At 44.1% G+C, this 18155-nt stretch carries 14 protein-coding genes and 1 tRNA gene; 5 read left to right on the forward strand and 10 right to left on the reverse strand.

Annotated elements, in window-relative coordinates; translation table 11 throughout:
* Positions 1–8 precede the first annotated feature (8 nt).
* A complete protein-coding gene (locus HDC91_RS15075) occupies positions 9–1607 on the forward strand; it encodes a SusD/RagB family nutrient-binding outer membrane lipoprotein (protein ID WP_183553562.1) in 1599 nt (532 codons plus the stop codon).
* Between the two features lie 58 nt (positions 1608–1665).
* A complete protein-coding gene (locus tag HDC91_RS15080) occupies positions 1666–2757 on the forward strand; it encodes a phosphoglyceromutase (RefSeq protein ID WP_183553564.1) in 1092 nt (363 codons plus the stop codon).
* Between the two features lie 379 nt (positions 2758–3136).
* Here HDC91_RS15080 and HDC91_RS15085 read toward each other — a convergent pair whose 3' ends face one another.
* Complete coding sequence (locus HDC91_RS15085) at positions 3137–3931, reverse strand: hypothetical protein (RefSeq protein WP_183553566.1); 795 nt, start codon at positions 3929–3931, stop codon at positions 3137–3139.
* 115 nt (positions 3932–4046) lie between these two features.
* On the opposite strand from HDC91_RS15085, the gene HDC91_RS15090 reads away from it, so the two are divergent.
* Both HDC91_RS15090 and HDC91_RS15095 read left to right on the forward strand, forming a co-directional pair.
* Positions 4047–5273, forward strand: a complete 1227-nt coding sequence (locus HDC91_RS15090; protein WP_183553568.1) for a sensor histidine kinase — start codon at positions 4047–4049, stop codon at positions 5271–5273.
* A 2-nt stretch (positions 5274–5275) separates the two neighbouring features.
* Positions 5276–5902: a response regulator transcription factor gene (locus tag HDC91_RS15095; RefSeq protein WP_183553569.1), complete on the forward strand. Its 627-nt coding sequence runs from the start codon at positions 5276–5278 to the stop codon at positions 5900–5902.
* Positions 5903–6180: 278 nt separating this feature from the next.
* Here the strand turns inward: HDC91_RS15095 and HDC91_RS15100 are convergent, their stop codons facing one another.
* The 9 genes from HDC91_RS15100 to HDC91_RS15140 all read right to left on the reverse strand — a co-directional run bounded on the left by HDC91_RS15100 (position 6181) and on the right by HDC91_RS15140 (position 16480).
* Positions 6181–7929 (reverse strand): ATP-binding protein, encoded by a 1749-nt coding sequence (locus HDC91_RS15100; protein ID WP_183553571.1) that lies wholly within the window; start codon positions 7927–7929, stop codon positions 6181–6183.
* Complete coding sequence (locus HDC91_RS15105) at positions 7926–9053, reverse strand: sensor protein KdpD (RefSeq protein WP_183553573.1); 1128 nt, start codon at positions 9051–9053, stop codon at positions 7926–7928. Before HDC91_RS15105 ends, HDC91_RS15100 begins: the two co-directional genes overlap by 4 nt.
* 3 nt (positions 9054–9056) lie before the next feature.
* Positions 9057–10097: an outer membrane beta-barrel protein gene (locus HDC91_RS15110; RefSeq protein WP_183553575.1), complete on the reverse strand. Its 1041-nt coding sequence runs from the start codon at positions 10095–10097 to the stop codon at positions 9057–9059.
* Positions 10098–10102: 5 nt separating this feature from the next.
* On the reverse strand, positions 10103–10654 hold the full coding sequence (locus HDC91_RS15115; RefSeq protein ID WP_183553577.1) for a K(+)-transporting ATPase subunit C: 552 nt from the start codon (positions 10652–10654) through the stop codon (positions 10103–10105).
* A gap of 123 nt (positions 10655–10777) precedes the next feature.
* Positions 10778–12808, reverse strand: coding sequence for a potassium-transporting ATPase subunit KdpB (kdpB, locus tag HDC91_RS15120; protein WP_183553579.1), 2031 nt, complete (start codon positions 12806–12808; stop codon positions 10778–10780).
* 54 nt (positions 12809–12862) lie between these two features.
* A complete protein-coding gene (gene kdpA / locus HDC91_RS15125) occupies positions 12863–14581 on the reverse strand; it encodes a potassium-transporting ATPase subunit KdpA (protein WP_183553581.1) in 1719 nt (572 codons plus the stop codon).
* A gap of 6 nt (positions 14582–14587) precedes the next feature.
* Positions 14588–14665 (reverse strand): K(+)-transporting ATPase subunit F, encoded by a 78-nt coding sequence (kdpF, locus tag HDC91_RS20205; RefSeq protein ID WP_095705731.1) that lies wholly within the window; start codon positions 14663–14665, stop codon positions 14588–14590.
* Between the two features lie 252 nt (positions 14666–14917).
* A complete protein-coding gene (locus HDC91_RS15135; protein WP_183553583.1) occupies positions 14918–16246 on the reverse strand; it encodes a sigma-54 dependent transcriptional regulator in 1329 nt (442 codons plus the stop codon).
* Between the two features lie 162 nt (positions 16247–16408).
* Positions 16409–16480 (reverse strand) — tRNA-Glu (locus HDC91_RS15140).
* 280 nt (positions 16481–16760) lie between these two features.
* On the opposite strand from HDC91_RS15140, the gene HDC91_RS15145 reads away from it, so the two are divergent.
* A complete protein-coding gene (locus HDC91_RS15145; RefSeq protein ID WP_183553585.1) occupies positions 16761–18149 on the forward strand; it encodes a mercuric reductase in 1389 nt (462 codons plus the stop codon).
* The last annotated feature ends 6 nt before the right edge of the window (positions 18150–18155 follow it).

The raw sequence follows: 18155 nt of genomic DNA on the forward strand, positions 1-18155 counted from the left end.
CGTTAAACATGAAAACGATATTAAAAAAATATATACTGCCGGCAGCCTTGCTGCTTTCAGTTACCGGTTGTAAAAAAAGCTTTGACGAGCTTACTCAAAATACAAACCTGCCTAATAATGTACCGGCTTCGTTACTATTCAATGGTGTGTTAAACAGCACTGCCGAACTGCCCGACGGCCAGAACGAAGTTTACGACCAATATTACCTGTATAACTATGACTACTACGGAAACAACCGGTATGACTTTGGCGGCGGTGATAATTATTACACCACGCTTAAAAATGTGGTGGAAATGGAGAAGCAGGCCGCCGCTACAGGTGGCGGGGCCATTAATCCGTATGAAGCGATAGGCAAGTTCTTTAAAGCTTATCTGTTTAGCAAAATGAGCCTGGAGATGGGCGATATTCCAATGACTGAAGCTTTAAAAGGCCTGGATAACCTGGAGCCGGTTTACGATGCTCAGAAAATGGTGATGCTACAGTCATTAGACTGGTTGGAGAGTGCAAACAGTGACCTGGGCCAGCTGATAGCAAAACCGGATGGCTTTGGTACCGGCGAAGGCGCCGTTTTAAAGAATGACATTTACTTTGGCGGCGATCTTAAAAAGTGGCAAAAAACTGTGAACGCATTGTATGTACGTTTACTGCTCCACCTGAGTAATAAAACCACTGACGCCGATTTAAAAGTGACTACCCGCTTCGCAAGCATTGTTAATAATCCTTCAAAATATCCTTTAATGGAAAGCAATGCGGATAATATGCAATATGTGTTTTTAGCACCGAACAACTTTTATCCGATGAACCCGAATAACTTTGGCCAAAGCGGTTCACGTAAAAACATGTCGTCAACATATGTAGGTTTGCTTACAACGCTTAAAGACCCGCGCATATTTGTAACCGCCGAGCCCGCCCGCGATCTGGTGGATAAGCAAAAGAAAAGCCCCACTGATTTTGCTTCCTTTGTTGGCGCAAATCCGGGCGAAGACCAGGGCACTATGTACAACAACGCTGGTTTGCAGAAATACTCGTTCATTAACCGTAAGCACTTCTACTCAACTTACACCGGCGAGCCAAGCGTACAAATTGGCTATCCAGAGTTAATGTTCAACATAGCCGAAGGCATTAATCGTGGTTGGGCAAGCGGTAACGCAGAAACGTATTACCAAAACGGCATCAAAGCTTCAATGGCGTCATACGGCATCCCCGAAAACGGCACCTTCACAGCCTATTTTTACCGCCCGGGGTCAACAAGTGTTACAAGCGATGCCAATTACGATACCTTCCCGATTACGGTAGCATTTAACACTTATTACAACCAGGGTGCCGTTAAGTATGAAGCTGGAAATGAAGGTATCACTAAAATTTTGCAGCAAAAATATATTGCGTTATTCCGCCATTCAGGGTTAGAATCGTATTTCACTAACCGTCGTACCGGCGTGCCTACTTTTACTACCGGTCCGGGTACAGGTAACAGCTCTCGTATAGCGAAACGTTTCAAATACCCGGATGCTGAGCGCGTATCAAACGCTAAAAACTACAAGGCTGCTTTACAAAGTCAGTTTGGTGGTAATGACGACATCAATGGCGTTATGTGGATCTTAAAATAACTAAATACTTCATACAAACGGCCGTTATTGTTAACGGCCGTTTCCATTTTTTATACTTATGAAAAAGTTGCTTTTAACCCTTTTAATGGCTGCCGCATTTACCGGCAGTTTCGCACAAAGCCATCGCACACAAAACGTGGTAATAGTTACCCTTGATGGCATGCGCTGGCAGGATGTGTTTCGCGGAGCGGATTCAGCGCTGATCAATTCAAAATATACTGCTGACAACGAAGATGTAAAAAAGCGTTTCTGGGCGGTTTCCGCTGCCGAGCGCCGCAAATTGCTATTCCCGTTCCTATGGTCGGAGGTTAGCAGCAAGGGCCAGATCTATGGCAACCGCGATCTGGGAAACAAAGATGAAGTGGCAAACAAATATCACTTCTCTTACCCCGGTTATAGTGAAATATTCACTGGTTTTCCGGATGGACGAATGAACACCAACGACCCAATTGTTAATCCAAACATCAACGTGCTTGAGTTTATCAACAAACAAAAAGGCTTTGAAGGCAAGGTTGCTGCGTTTTCATCATGGGAGCGCTTTCCGCAGATCCTGAATGTCTGGCGTTCTAAATTACCAGTATACTCCGGTTATGCTGATATTAAAAACGCCGACGCTAACCCTCGCCTAAAGTATCTGAACGAGCTGCAGCATAATGTCCCCAAATACCTGGGCGACTCTACCCGGTCTGATTTTATTACCTATGAATATACAAAAGAGTACATGAAACAATATAAACCCCGTGCTTTATACATGGCTTTTGACGAAACCGACGATATGGCTCACGAAGGCAATTACAAGTTATATCTGGAGCGTGCAAAACAGGAAGACGGCTTTATCAGGCACCTTTGGGAAATGATACAGAGTGACCCCTTCTATAAGGACAAAACCACCCTGCTGATCACTTGCGACCATGGCCGTGGCGAGCAGCCTTTAGACACCTGGCGCAGCCATGGTGCTGATGTTGAAAATTCAGAACAAACCTGGTTTGCCGTTATTGGCCCGGATACTAAGCCAACAGGCGAGGTACAAACCCAAACCACTACCTATCATAAGCAACTGGCACAGACCATTGCCCAATTGCTTGGCTTGGATTTTAAGAAAAACGCTGGGCATGAAGTGGGCGACGCAATCAGTACAGTTTTGAAGTAGCCCAAGAACCTACCTGCGCATTTTTAACAGCACTTAAACGGTCTAAACTTGCGCAGGTTATGCAGATGTACATCTCGCGAAAATCCAACTTGGCTGTCTGACCTGTTGAATGTTTGTCATTCTATTTCAAATAAATTTTACCTGTTACGAGACCCTAAAACAAAACGCCGATCTCTTATAAGCGATCGGCGTTTATTGTAGCCCGTAGAACCTTTTCTGGAGACTTTAGGAAATTGGTTAGCTTCGGATCTTTTTAAGTTATTATGCAATTGATGTATGCTCTCACTGCCTGTTTACAGAATTTGTTGAATTACTATATTAAAACGTATCAAGAAACATAGATACAGATTTTCAGTTAAATTGTACAGCACCGGCTATGTCAATATGTTATATTGAAAGTACCTTCTGTCACCTTCAGCGTTCCATTTGTGCCGGCGATAGGAACCAGCGTAGCGGTAAAAGAACCACTGATCTTTTTACTAACAGGATCGATTGCGGTAACCGTCACTTTAGCGCTTCCGCCTTCAGCTGCACTCCCCCATGTCCGGTAACCTATGGTATTTTTAGTTGTCATGTAAGTCATTACAGCTGCATAGTCACCGGGCCCGGTAACCCCGGAAACGCTAATCGTTGATTCAAAAATGTTGTAACCGAGTTGTTGGTAAGTGCCCTCAGATCGTTTACCAGAAATCTTTAAATCTGTTCCGGTGTAAGTACACTTGCCTCCGAAACTTTCCCTGGAACCGTTTAATTTGTAGGAAAATGAGTACTTTTTATCTGGTTCCGGACTTTTTTCGTCCGCTTTTATAGTGCCGATAGCGGTAGTTTGGCCTTCTGTTATTTGAAAAGGATAATCCGTTATTTTCAATGTGTAACCAGTTTTAAGCGACACGATGAGATGATAGGCTCCTGGTTTAAGTTCCCATCCATGGAAATCACCGGTGATTGCATCAAGCTGCAGGGCTGCCGCGACATTTGGATCACTATCGCTAGTCAGCGTTATTTTCTCAGCAGCTCCTGCCGGATAGATAGTGCCGCTGAGATTTCCGTAAGCGAAAACCGGTTCCTGGATAGTAGAATCTTCATCTTTTACAGGTGTATCTTTTAACACCGGTTCTTTCTTGCAGGCGGTTAAACTAATCAGTAACGCCAGTATCGGAAATATTCTTTTCATGATAAAATTTATATTACAAATTTACCCAGTCTGATTACGGGTTACAATACCGCAGATTGGGGGATTTTTGAATCGGGAGCATTAAGGTCCGAAAAAGACTGTATTTTTATTTGTCATGTTTGATCATATCGTTACTTTTTTTATGCCAAGGGAGATGCGCCGTAATATCGCAGACCCTCGTTATCATGAGTTCAGGGTACTTCTTAGTACCTGCCTGATCGGCCTGCCATTGATGTTGTTGTTTCCAATTCCTCTGTATTTTTTGGGTAAACCTGTTGCCGCCTATTTTATTAATGATGCGCTGGTAATCATTACTTTGCTGTGTACCCGCTATTTAGGTCATTACCGGATACCTATGACCACGACAGCACTTGTTACTTATTTTCTGATTTATGGCTGGATACGCGATTCCGGGTTGATTTTTTCCTCGAATTTAAGCCTGTTGCATATGTATCTGTTATGCGCCATCTGGGCTGATAAAAGGTACGGTTGGTGGGCCATATTTTCTAATCTTGCCGTATTTGGCTTTATCTATTACCAATCCATTCATTCACAGCAGGCTACGGGTGATGCGTTATATGCTTTGATAATGAATAGTTTGATCACCGTGTTTTTTGGTGGATTTTTAGCTTACCTGCAAATGGATCAGGAACGGGACCGTCTCAAGATCGAATCCCTGCAGAATAAGAAGATCACGCTGCTGGACGAGGCCGTAAAACAGCGCACAGAACAATTGAACTCCATGCGCGAAGCGATGGCCACTGATTTCCATGACGAAACGGGCAACATGCTCTCGGCCATTACCCGGCAGGCGGGCTTACTTAAACACAAACACAGTCAGGGTGAGGAAGCCCGACTCATCATAGACAGTATTATCAAAAACAGTAATAAATTACTCAGTGCAAGCAAAGATTTCCTTTGGCAACTGCATCACGAAAGTGATGATCCGCAGGAGCTTTTTCGATATCTTACCGCTTACGGGCAACAGTACTATAACCAGTTCGACATTGCCTTTTCTTCCGCTTCGGCAAATTGTCCGCCGTTACAATTGGGGCCTACGGCGGCATTGAATATTATTTACATCTTCAAAGAGGCCATGACGAATGTTGTAAACCATGCAGTAGCACAGGAAGTGGTTTTTGGCATGTATGGGGAAGAAGGGCAAATTATCTATCAATTGCGCGATAACGGGCGCTGGAAGGTTGCAGATACCAGCCAGCCGCATTACGGTTTGGGGAATATGGAACGGCGCTGTAAAAAGAATGGATTTACCTTAAGTGTGTCTTCCACACAGGAAGGCACCTGCATTACGATCACCATCCCTTTACAGATCACAAAATAAAAATGAAAAAGAGGATTTTAATTATAGAAGATAATGCCGTTATACGGGAGGGATTTGCAGCCCTGGTCGACGATACTGACGTGTACGAAGTTTGCGGTCAGTATCCGGCGTGTGAACCCGCGCTGAAACAACTGGATACCGACCGGCCCGACCTGATTCTGATGGATATTGATCTACCGGGAATGAACGGTATTAATGGAACAATTCAATTCAAAAAACGCTGCCCGGCCTGCATTGTGTTGATCATAACAGTTCTGGAAGATAGTGATAAAGTGTTTCGCTCGCTTTGCGCCGGGGCAGGCGGCTATATTGTCAAAAACTCCGATACAGATAGCATTATAAAAAGCATAGCTGAAGCTTTTGCAGGAGGCGCCCCAATGAGCCTGAACATTGCTAAAATGGTCGTACTTTCTTTTAATCAGATAACAGACTCTCCTTTGTCCGAACGGGAAAGCGAGGTGCTGCGTGGAATCTCTGCCGGTAAAAGTTATTCAAAAATTGCACTTGACCTTTTTATCAGCAAGGAAACAGTACGCAGCCACATCAAAAACATTTACCAGAAATTAGCGGTTAACAGTAAGGCTGAAGCGCTGAAAGTTGCGGGTACCAATAGATGGTTACTTAAATAATTAAAAATTAATCGTTCGAAGTATCCAAAAACATTTGCTTTATGGAGGACATTGACGCCTTATGAAGCGAACGCTCGCTCTCGTCATGCAGATTAGCAGTTAATAATCTAAAAAAGGGGCAAGGTGATCTTTCGATGACTTTGCTCCTTTAGTAGCCCTTATGGAAATAAGATTGATGATGGCTATGTAGCGTTTGCGCTTTGTAAAGCATTATCCAGGCATGATTCAACTTATTTAGGCATGAATTGCACTCTACCCATTTTTTGCGCTAACGAAATTTACGCTGACGGCAAACTAAATCCGAAAGTGCTCCCCTCGCCAATGGCGCTTTTAAGCCATATTCGGCCGTTTTGTGCTTCAATAAAGTCTTTTGATATAGCCAGCCCCAAGCCGGAACCCGATTTATTCTGGCCATCCGTTGGTACCTGGAAATAGCGGTCGAACAAACGTTTTTGATATTGTTCATCAATACCTTTGCCAAAATCTTTTACTGAAAACTCCACCTCGTTACCTTTTTTGATAGTTGATATAATAACCTTTGATTTCTCAGCGCTATAACGTAATGCATTCGACAGGAAGTTAACCAACACCCAGGCTGTTTTTTCCACGTCGACGTTTACCTGGGGCAGCCCCGCATCATTAACTACTTCCAGTTTTACACCTTTCTGCTCGGCCTGAAATTTTACGGATGTTATGGCATAATCTACGATCTCTTGAGGTTGCACCGGTACAAAATTCAGTTGGATGTTGCCGGTTTCTACTTGCGACAGCTCTAATAGTTCACTTGTGATCTTCAGCAGGCGGTCGTTGTCGTCTTTAATGTGTTCCAACAGTTGTTGCTGCTCGGTGTTAATGTGGCCTACACGTTCGTCCTTCAACAGTTTCAAACTCATTTTAATGGATGATATAGGCGTTTTTAATTCGTGCGAAATGGTGGCTATAAAATTGGTTTTCGCTTCATCGCGTTCCTTGAACTCGGTAATGTTGCGCAGGATGTAAACTTTGCCGGCAGAGTTTTTGGCAATCGTTAAAGCCTGCCTTTTATCTGATGATATATTTGGAACATTGATCTCCCGAGACTCCATCTGGAAGTAACAATCCTTACCATCAACCACAATTTTTAAAGGTTTGATGTTGGTGGCTTCGTTGATAATATACCTGAACAATTCGTTGTTTTTGGAAATATCATCGGCAGAGGCACCTTCTATCTTTTGGGCATTTAAATTGAGGATTTTCATGGCCGCAGTGTTAACAAACAGTAACTCCTGCTTCTCGTTCACCCCTATAATTGCCTCATGCATTTGCTCGATAATGGTTTCTATCCGCAGCTTTGACGACATTATCTTAGAGAGGTTGCTGTTTTCCCACTCGTCGAGTCGTTCGGCCATATCGTTAAAGGCATTGGCAACCTCGGCAAATTCGTCGTTCTTGTCAAAATGGATGCGTTGCTTATAGTTCTTTAGCCCGATTGCCCTGATACCTATTAATAATGTATTTAAGGGCTTAGAAATAAACCCCGGAAAATTTACACTAAAACTGAACAGGACCAAAAAGGTAAACCCACCAACCAGTCCCAAAAACAGCGTCGCATTGGCTACTGATGCGCGTGCTTTGTTGTCCTTACGAATAATGGCCTGCATGTTTAAGTTTTCGATATCACTTAAAATTTTCCTGATATTGCGCGCTGTTTCATGTTGCACACTTATTTCGGGGGTAGCCATCAGAAGCCTAAAATCTGTCCGCAGCCTATGTGTGAAAAAAGCTTCACCGGGCTCGGTAATATTAGTTTCTTGTTGTTCCAGGTATATATTGAATTTATTAATGGCGGAATTGTTAAGGGGAAAGTCATTATTATCTAAAACATCGCGCATTTGGCGAGCAAAGCTTAGCGACTCATAGTTGTTTTGGAGGATAACCTTTGAGTTCTCTGATATATCGTGAATATAGTAAACGGCAGTAGCGCCAAAGAACAGCACAACGATGAACAGAAAACCAAACCCCAACCGCAGTTTATTTTTTACTTTCATGATAGTATCACTAAATCAATTTGATTTGCTGCTATATTTTTAAGCAGCTCGTTAAATACCGCTGTTCGCAAAATAACCTGGAACAGGCTCAGGTGCGGTTTACCAATGCAAATGGTAGTAATATCGCGCTCATTTGCTACCCGCATAATGGTTTGCGTTATCTGGTCGCTTTTCATTTTCATAACTTCGGCACCTAGTTCTGTTGCCAGTTTAAAGTTATTAATTAAATGGCGCTGCCTATCTAACTTTATGCGCTCCATGCTTTCGCTGCTGCTTTGTACATAGAGCACTATCCATGGCGAGCGGTAGTAGGACGCCAGGCGCGCTGTTTTACGGATTACGATCTTGGCGGTTTCCGCATTGGATGATATGCAGGCCAGGAAACGCTCGGGGCGTAGCTTAATTTGTTTGGGTATTTCGGTATCTATTTTCCGTTCGAGGTGATGGGCCACCTCTTTCAGCGCTATCTCCCGGAGCTGCAAGATCTTATCGTTACGGAAAAAGTTTTTCAATGCCCACTCAATCTTTGATCTGTCATATACCTTTCCGTCCTTTAGGCGACCTATCAGCTCGTCGGCGGTAAGGTCGATGTTAACGATCTCGTCCGCCATTTCCAGGATCTTATCGGGGATGCGTTCGGTTATGGGGACACCGGTAATTTTCTCTATCTCCTGGTTAAGGCTTTCAAGGTGCTGGATGTTTACGGCTGTAATAACGCTAATGCCGGCTTCCAGTATATCGGCTACATCCTGCCAGCGCTTGCTGTTTTTGCTGCCTTCTATATTGCTGTGGGCCAGTTCATCAACCACCACTACTTCCGGGTGGCGGTTCAGGATGGCTTGCAGGTCCATCTCTTCCAGCTCTTTGCCTTTGTAAAATACTTTACGGCGGGCTATAAGTGGTAAACCTGCAAGCAATGCATGTGTTTCCGCGCGGTTATGGGTTTCTATGTATCCTATCTGGATGCCTATCCCGTTTCGTAAAAGGGCATGCGCTTCCTGCAACATACGGTAACTTTTACCCACGCCGGCGCTCATCCCAATATAAATTTTGAGCTTACCTCTGCGCGACCTCTTTACCAGGTCTATAAAGTCTTTTACCGTATTGTCGTTTACTTTGCTCATGCTTTAAAAGGCATACACAGCTGCTACCAAAACCTGCGATGCGGATTTTGTTGCAACACCATTACTGTCTGTAAAAATGTTGTTTTTCGTACTATCTAATCTAACTTCGGGTATAAAAGTAAGCGGACCGCTTTTAATATTAGCCGTAAGCGTAAAACTAGTTACCGAGTTACCCGGCATTGGCGCGGTGGCTGATGTGTATGCACCATTTTTGGTTTCGAAGTATTCACCGCGCAGGCCTAATACAACGGCTGATGATACAGCGTATTGCGGGTATAGCGCCACGCCCGAAAACCCACCACGTTCGCCGCTGCCCGATGCATTAAAATCGGCGGCATTTAGGCTCAATTTAAATTCGTTAGTTATTTGGTAATTGGTGGTCAGGTCAAACTCTGTGCCTGATGAGGGGCCGGCCAATACGTTGAGGTAGGCTGTCCAGCCTCTAACCGGAGCGATCATGAGTTGCCCGCCAAAGGTATTTACCCGCCCTGCAGATGTGTAAACGTTCCAAAGATCGTTAAATACGCCTGCCATCAGGCTCACCTTATTATTAAAGGCATAGGTAAGTTTTACACCCGCATTTTGAAACGGGCCGTTAGTGAAAAGATATGATGTTGAGTAGTTAAAATTACCAATGGGCGATACCACTTCGTAACCTAAAAAAGTAGCCATGTAACCGCCGTTGATGTTTAGTTTGTTAGTAATATCATATCCTACATAAAGGTTTTGGATATGGAATGATTGCCCGTTAGTACCGGCGTTAGGGATAGATTGCCCCTCGCCACGCGGCCCGAATGACAACTCGCCTACAAAAAGCGCTTTATTCACTTTTTTCTTCGCTCCGAGATCTATCATGCCTATCGAGAACGAGTTATGATCTGACGCGAAACTGGTGGGAATGTTATTGTGCCCGGATAAATCATACTTGTAATAGGTATCGACCGAACCGCTTATAACTAAAGGAGAACTGGTTTTGATTGTATCCTGGGCAAATAAACAGGTTGTGCTTAAAGCAGCAATAAATGTTACAATAATTTTTTTCATGGTGGTTATTTCAACTTGTCAAGTGCTACGTTGAGTTTCAGAACATTTACTTTCGCAGGGCCGACCATTGGCTTTTCGGTATGATTGGCTACTAAGGCAGCTACTTTTTGCTCATCCAGTTTGCGGTATTGGGCAACGCGTTTAACCTGGATCTGGGCGGCGGCAGGGGAAATGTCAGGGTCCAGGCCACTGCCCGAAGCAGTCACCATATCAGCAGGGATTTCGCTACGTTTTAGGTAAGGGTGGTATTTTAATAACGTATCGATGCGGTTGCTTACATCTTTTAAATAGTCGGGATTGCTGGGCCCTTTGTTTGAACCTGCCGAGCCGGCAGCGTTGTATCCCACGGCAGAAGGGCGGCTCCAGAAGTATTGCGGCTTATCGAATTTTTGGCCCAAGGCGGCGTAACCTACTACCTTGCCGTTCACAGTAATGGTTTCGCCATCGCCTTTCCCTTTTGATAGTTTACCTGCGAAGGCGATGATAATTGGATATGCTATGCATAATAATACCGTTAGCACCAGGGTTAAGCGTATGGATTGTATGAGCGTTTTCATTTGTTTTTGATTTGAGGCCTGAGATAGAAGATTTTAGACGCTATCTTTTCGCCGTTATTGATTTTTTCTAGCGTTTGAGTTGTGCGATATGCTTTCTCATATCCGGTATCACATATGTCACGTCTATATTATTACAGAAACTAAAAGGTCGATCAGTTTGATGCCGATGAATGGCGCTATAACACCACCCAGGCCGTAAATAAGCAGGTTGCGGCGCAACAGCGCGCTGGCACCAATGGGCTTATATTCGACCCCCTTTAAAGCAAGCGGTATCAGCATCGGAATAATGATGGCATTGAATATCACTGCCGATAGTATGGCGCTTTCCGGGCTGTGTAAACGCATAATGTTAATGGCCTGCAAGGCCGGGATAGACGCTATAAATAAAGCCGGTACTATGGCAAAGTATTTAGCTACATCGTTAGCGATAGAAAAAGTGGTGAGCGTGCCACGGGTTATCAATAACTGTTTACCTATCTCAACTATCTCGATCAGCTTGGTTGGGTCGTTGTCCAGGTCAACCATGTTACCGGCTTCTTTGGCGGCTTGCGTGCCGCTGTTCATGGCCACGCCAACATCCGCCTGGGCAAGGGCGGGCGCATCGTTGGTACCATCGCCCATCATAGCTACCAGTTTGCCTGTAGCTTGCTCAGCTTTTATGTAGCGCATTTTATCTTCGGGTTTTGCTTCCGCTATGAAATCATCTACACCGGCTTTCTCAGCAATAAATTTGGCTGTGAGGGGGTTGTCACCGGTTACCATAACGGTTTTGATTCCCATTTTACGCAGGCGCTCAAAGCGTTCGGCTATGCCTGGTTTAATAATATCCTGCAGCTCAATAACGCCCAGGGCCTGTTCATTTTGCGCCACAACCAGCGGCGTACCACCCTTAGATGAAATGGTTTTTACACGTTCTTCCACCCCGTTATCGAAATGATTACCGGCATTTACAACTGAGTTGCGGATAGCATCAAAGGCGCCTTTGCGAATCCTTTTACCATCGGGCGTGTTGATGCCGCTTGCGCGTGTCTCAGCAGTAAATTTGATAAACTCAGAACCTTGAGGCGCAGTAAGCGATAAGCGGTTGTTGCTTTGCTGTGCCAGCTCGATGATAGATTTACCTTCCGGCGTTTCATCAGCCAATGATGAAAGTACACAGGCCTTAACCAAATCATCTTCTGATACGCCGGGCGCGGTCCAAAACTGGGTTGCCTTACGGTTTCCTATGGTGATGGTGCCGGTTTTATCTAAAAGCAGCACATTAACATCGCCAGCGGTTTCAACAGCCTTGCCGGACTTGGTAATTACGTTAGAGCGCAGCGCCCTGTCCATTCCCGCTATACCAATTGCAGACAGTAAGCCGCCGATTGTGGTAGGAATAAGGCACACAAATAAAGAGATGAGCGCTGCTATTGTTATTGGCGTGTTTGCATAAGCCGCAAATGGATGCAACGTAACACAAACAATAATGAATACGAGCGTAAAACTTGCAAGCAGGATAGTTAAAGCTATTTCGTTCGGGGTTTTCTGGCGTGATGCACCTTCAACCAAGGCAATCATTTTATCCAGGAAGCTCTCGCCGGGCTGTGTGGTTACAACTACTTTTATACGGTCTGATAATACCTTGGTACCACCAGTTATGGACGATTTATCACCGCCAGCCTCACGGATGACCGGGGCAGATTCACCTGTAATAGCCGATTCATCAATTGTAGCCAAGCCCTCAATAATTTCACCATCGGTAGGAATGATATCGCCGGCCTCGCAGGTAAATACATCGCCCTTTAACAATTGGTTAGATGAACGGGTAACTATTGATCCGTCTTCCAACACAACTTTGGCGGGCGTATCTTCACGGGTTTTGCGCAGGCTGTCTGCCTGTGCTTTACCACGCGCCTCGGCAATCGCCTCGGCAAAATTGGCAAACAGCAGGGTTAACAACAGGATAACAAAGATGCTGCAGTTGTAAGCGAAAGAGCCCTGATCATGGTGCGTAAAGCTGTAAAAGGATACAAAGAGCATAATGGCCGTACCGATCTCCACCGTAAACATTACGGGGTTGCGCATCATGGTTTTAGGATTCAATTTTATGAACGACTCTTTAAGCGCGGTTTGCACTAAAGCGGGTTCAAATAATTTATTAGATGTTTTCATTGTATTTTTGTCTTGAAAGTCCTTCTCCTTTGGAGAGGGATTTAGCGTGAGGCCTTATTTTAGCATTGAAAAATATTCGGCAATTGGGCCAAGCACCAGCGCCGGGAAGTATGACAATGCATTGAGCACCAGGATAACGGCAAACGTCATGGCACCAAAGGTTACGGTATCAACTTTCAGCGTGCCTAGCGATTCAGGGATGTATTTTTTTTGAGCAAGCAAGCCTGCAATTGCCACCGGGCCTATAATGGGCAGGAAGCGCCCCAGGATAAGTGTGAAGCCGGTAACAACATTCCAAAAGATGTTATTATCGCCCAGTCCTTCAAAACCTGAACCGTTATTGGCATTGGCCGAAGTGTTTTCGTAAAGCATTTCAGAAAAACCATGATAGCCCGGGTTATTTAACCAGTTTGATGGTTTTACCGCCCAGTCTGCCGCGCCGTAATTGTTAAATACATAGGTAGAAATAGCGGTACCCGCCAATATTAAAAAGGGACTCAACAAGGTAATGATGGCAGCGATTTTTACCTCACGCGCTTCAACCTTGTGCCCCATAAATTCGGGTGTGCGGCCAACCATTAAGCCGGATATAAATACGGCGATGATGAGGTAAACCAGATAGTTTAACACACCAACGCCACATCCGCCAAAGAATGAATTGATCATCATGGCCAGTAGTTGCCATAAGCCGGTAAGCGGCATGGTACTATCGTGCATACCGTTTACAGAGCCGGTAGAAACTATAGTAGTAAGGGTGCTCCAATAGGCTGTAGCCATCGGGCCAATGCGCACTTCCTTACCTTCCATTGCGCCGGTGGTTTGACTGATTCCCATTTTTGTTAAAGCCGGGTTACCCCCTAATTCGCTGCTGAAAGTAGCGATCATGAGCATCAACATTCCTATGGCCATTACCCCGAATATCACCCACCCTAATTTCTTTCGGCGAATGTAATACCCGAAAGCCAACACCATGGCAATAGGAATAATCATTTGCGCTACGATCTCGGTGACGTTGGTGAGATAATTGGGATTCTCCAACGGGTGCGCGGAGTTTACACCAAACCAGCCGCCGCCGTTGGTACCAATATGCTTTACAGCAATGAAAGGTGCTGCCGGCCCACGCGATACATTTACGGTATCGCCTTGTAAGGAGATGAACTGATCTTTACCGGCGTAGCTTGACGGTGTTCCGTTGAAAGTTAATATCAAGGCTACTATTACCGATAGCGGCAAAAGCAAACGGGTGATGGATTTTGTAAAAAACTGCCAAAAATTGCCCAGGTTAGTAGTTGTTTTATCCCTGAACGCTTTAAACACCGCCACAGCACAGGCAATACCCGTTGCCGCGCTGGTAAAGTGCAGAAACATGAATATAAAATGCTGCGTTAAATATGTAGCTCCACTTTCGCCGCTGTAGTGCTGCAGGTTACAGTTCACTACAAAACTGATGATAGAGTTAAATGCGAGATCGGGTGTCATGCCCGGGTTACCGTCAGGGTTAAGCGGAAGCTTGTTCTGGAACATCAAAACAAAGAAGCCGTAAACCAACCATAACGAGTTGATCATCATCATCGCTTTTAGGAACTGCTTCCAATTCATGGGCTCATTTGGGTTAATGCCCGATAATTTAAAGATGCCGCGTTCCAGCCGTTTCATAAAATCGGTCCATACCGGTTCGCCTGCAAACATTTTGGCGAGGTACTTGCCCAGCGGTATGCCGATGGCGAGGGTGATAACAAAGGAGATAAGTACTCCTGATAGTTCGCTGTTCATTTTACGTTAAAATTTTTCGGGTTTAAGCAGTACATACACCATGTATGCAAACACTGCGATGGAAATGATAAATAGTGCGATCATGGGGGTGATTAAATTTTTTCGAACCAGTCGATAGTTTTAAAGAAGAGCCGGCAACAGATGATTATTGCCAGCAACAGGAGTATGGTGATCATTTTATTAAATTGTTTTTACCACCATTGGCAACGAAGATGCCACATTAATAAAATCCAAAATAAAAAATTGATAATCAATTACTTGAAAATAAAGCGCAATTGATATAAACAAGAAAACCCTACCAAAATGGAAGGGTTTATTTTCGTTATGGAAAGCTTATCAGTGGAGGTTATACTCCTCCAGCTTACGGTAAAGCGTGGTTAGGCCGATGCCTAGAAGCCTGGCGGCTTCGGTTTTGTTGCCGCCGCTGCGGCTCAGTATTTTTTGAATATGCTGACGCTCAATGGTAGCCAGGTCAATGGCGCTGTGGTCGCCAGTATCGTACCTGAATTCCACGGGTAACAGGTCGGCAGTTAGTATGTCGCTATCAGCCAGTATCATTACGCGCTCAATTACATTTTTAAGCTCGCGTATATTGCCTTTCCAATGATGGCGGTTAAGCAGATCAATAAACCCGCTAGCCATTACAGGCTGGTGCTTACCGGCTTTGGCTGAAAAATCTTTCAAATAAAAATTAACCAGCAATTCAATATCAGCTTTACGCTCATTCAGCGAGGGCAAGTTTATCGTAAATACAGATAGACGGTAGTAAAGATCGAGTCTAAAACGCCCGGCCTCGGCTTCCTGTTGTAAATTACGGTTAGTAGCTGCTATAACACGGATGTTGACTTGGGTAGTTTGTGTATCGCCAACTTTTATGAAAGTCTTGCTCTCTAAAACGCGAAGTAACTTTGCTTGCAGCTCAAGACTCATTTCGCCTATTTCATCAAGTAAAACTGTGCCATGATGAGCCTCTTCTAATAATCCTTTTTTATCCTTTAAAGCCCCGGTAAAAGCGCCGGCTTTATAGCCAAATAATTCGCTCTCTAATAACTCGGCCGAAAAACTACTGCAATTAATGGCCACAAAAGGCATCAGCTTGCGCTGGCTCTCATGATGTATTGCCGATGCAAAAACTTCTTTACCGGTACCTGTTTCACCTAACAGTAATATGGTGGTATCGGTAGCAGCAACTTTCCGGGCTACTGTTACTGCATCTTGTATTGCTTTTGAGTTCCCAATAATGGTTGCAAAGCTGTGTTTAGTTGGTTTTGAATCCTGTAGGTATTTATTGTATTGTAATATAGCCTTATCTATAGCTTGATTAACCAATGGAATAATCTTATCATTATCATCGCCCTTTGTTATGTAATTAAACGCCCCATTTTGAATAGCTTTTACACCATCCGAAATAGTACCGTAGGCAGTAAGATTGATCACTTCTACATAAGGTTTCTTTTCCTTAATGGTTTTAACCAGGTCAATACCGTTAATATCGGGCAGTTTAACGTCGCTTAACACCAATAAGACATCCTCTTGCTGTAATAATTTTAAACCTTCCTTACCGGTAAAAGCCTGCAACACACGAAAACCTTCCAGGCCGATAATCCGTGACAGCAAATCGTTTAGCTTTTTTTCGTCGTCGATGATGAGGATGGTGGGTTGCATTTAGATACAATAGTATAGATTTATGCTGTAATAATAGCATCATTATAACTAACAAACTGCTACAAAGCACGTTTCGTGTTATTCAACATCAGATTTATTTTACCTGTTACGCGACCCATAAAGCAAAAACGCCGATCTCTTACAAGAGATCGGCGTTTATTGTAGCCCGTAGGGGAATCGAACCCCTGTTTGAAGAATGAAAATCTCCTGTCCTAACCCCTAGACGAACGGGCCATTTAGCAGAACAAAATTGGTTATTTTCAATTTCGTTCCCCTTATTTTGGGATTGCAAAGATATACCTTTCGGGATAAATTAAAAATAAATTTTCAGAAAAATTTTATTCCATGTCAATCCCCTTAAAAATCACCCTAATACAACAAACAAAAAATATACCTGCCCATTTATAATTGCGGTAGTAAAACCTATCTTTATAAAACATTACCTTATGAGAGCAGCACCAAATAGCCGCAATCTTAAAATTACACTGTTTTTCAAAAATAAATATCACCTGATATGAAGCAGTACGACTGTATAGTTATTGGATCCGGACAGGCGGGCACACCTTTGGCAAAAAAGCTTGCGGAGGCCGGTAAGAAAACGCTGCTCGTTGAGAAACGCTTTATTGGCGGCACCTGCGTTAATGACGGCTGCACCCCTACCAAAACTATGGTGGCCAGCGCAAGGGTAGCTTATCTTGCAGGAAAATGCAACGACATGGGCGTTACCATAAAGGGCTATAAGGTGGATATGCGCCAGGTAAAAAAACATAAAGATGATATTGTACTTAAATCGCGCAATGGCGGGCAAGCAGCTGTTGAGAACACCAAAAATCTCGATCTGCTTTTTGGCGACGCTACGTTTACTGATACAAAAACTATCTCGGTAAAACTTCGCACAGGAAAATCAAAAATCTTCGCGGCCAACCTGATATTCATTAATACCGGTGCAAAAACTATTATACCCGGCGATATTGAGGGTTTAGGCGATATCAACTATTTAACCTCAACCACCATCCTGGATCTGGAGAAACTGCCGGAACATTTACTTATCATCGGCGGCAATTATATTGGATTAGAGTTCGGACAAATGTTCCGCAGATTTGGTAGCAAGGTTACGATATTAGAGAAGTCGCCCCGCTTATTATCCCGCGAGGACGAGGACATCTCGGCAGAGATGACGGAGATTTTGCAGGGCGAGGGGATAAATATCTATACAAATGCAAAAACCACAAAAGTTAAGCAAAAATCGGGTGGTAAAATAGTAGCAATAGTAACCGTTGGTGATAAGGAGCAAAAAATTAAATGCACTCATGTGCTTGTTGCTATCGGCAGGGCGCCTCAAACTGATACGCTCGGGTTAGATAAGACGGGTGTAAAAATGGATAGCAAGGGCAACGTTGTAGTAAACGATAAGCTCGAGAGCAGTAAAAAGGGCATTTATGCGCTGGGCGATGTAAAAGGGGGGCCGGCGTTTACACATATTTCTTATAATGATTATACCATTGTTTACCGCAATTTGATAGAGAAACAGAATCTGAGCGTTAAAAACCGGCCTGTACCCTATTGTATGTTTACCGACCCTGAGCTGGGCCGGATTGGTATTTCAGAAACTGAAGCAAAAAAACAGGGTTTAAATTACAAAGTGGCTAAACTACCCATGAAGCATGTGGCCAGGGCAATTGAAACCGGCGACACCCGCGGGTTTATGAAGGCGGTGGTTGATGCCGGCAGCAAAAAAATACTGGGCGCAGCTGTAATAGGCACCGAAGGTGGCGAGATCATGTCGGTGTTGCAGATGGCTATGGAGGGTGGTATAACTTACGACAGGATACGCTATTGCGTTTTTGCGCATCCTACCTACTCCGAATCATTAAACAACCTTTTTATGGCTTTGGAAGATTAACCGGGT

Source organism: Mucilaginibacter sp. AK015 (genome assembly GCF_014200785.1).
Classification (GTDB): Bacteria; Bacteroidota; Bacteroidia; order Sphingobacteriales; family Sphingobacteriaceae; genus Mucilaginibacter.

Bases quoted from the DNA above. Each gene is read 5' to 3' on its own strand.
- HDC91_RS15115 (WP_183553577.1), bottom strand. From the start codon at position 10,654: ATGAAAACGCTCATACAATCCATACGCTTAACCCTGGTGCTAACGGTA.
- HDC91_RS15135 (WP_183553583.1), bottom strand. From the start codon at position 16,246: ATGCAACCCACCATCCTCATCATCGACGACGAAAAAAAGCTAAACGAT.
- HDC91_RS15100 (WP_183553571.1), bottom strand. From the start codon at position 7,929: ATGAAAGTAAAAAATAAACTGCGGTTGGGGTTTGGTTTTCTGTTCATC.
- HDC91_RS15075 (WP_183553562.1), top strand. From the start codon at position 9: ATGAAAACGATATTAAAAAAATATATACTGCCGGCAGCCTTGCTGCTT.
- kdpF (WP_095705731.1), bottom strand. From the start codon at position 14,665: ATGATCGCACTATTTATCATTTCCATCGCAGTGTTTGCATACATGGTG.
- HDC91_RS15090 (WP_183553568.1), top strand. From the start codon at position 4,047: ATGTTTGATCATATCGTTACTTTTTTTATGCCAAGGGAGATGCGCCGT.
- kdpA (WP_183553581.1), bottom strand. From the start codon at position 14,581: ATGAACAGCGAACTATCAGGAGTACTTATCTCCTTTGTTATCACCCTC.
- HDC91_RS15105 (WP_183553573.1), bottom strand. From the start codon at position 9,053: ATGAGCAAAGTAAACGACAATACGGTAAAAGACTTTATAGACCTGGTA.
- kdpB (WP_183553579.1), bottom strand. From the start codon at position 12,808: ATGAAAACATCTAATAAATTATTTGAACCCGCTTTAGTGCAAACCGCG.
- HDC91_RS15145 (WP_183553585.1), top strand. From the start codon at position 16,761: ATGAAGCAGTACGACTGTATAGTTATTGGATCCGGACAGGCGGGCACA.
- HDC91_RS15110 (WP_183553575.1), bottom strand. From the start codon at position 10,097: ATGAAAAAAATTATTGTAACATTTATTGCTGCTTTAAGCACAACCTGT.
- HDC91_RS15095 (WP_183553569.1), top strand. From the start codon at position 5,276: ATGAAAAAGAGGATTTTAATTATAGAAGATAATGCCGTTATACGGGAG.
- HDC91_RS15085 (WP_183553566.1), bottom strand. From the start codon at position 3,931: ATGAAAAGAATATTTCCGATACTGGCGTTACTGATTAGTTTAACCGCC.
- HDC91_RS15080 (WP_183553564.1), top strand. From the start codon at position 1,666: ATGAAAAAGTTGCTTTTAACCCTTTTAATGGCTGCCGCATTTACCGGC.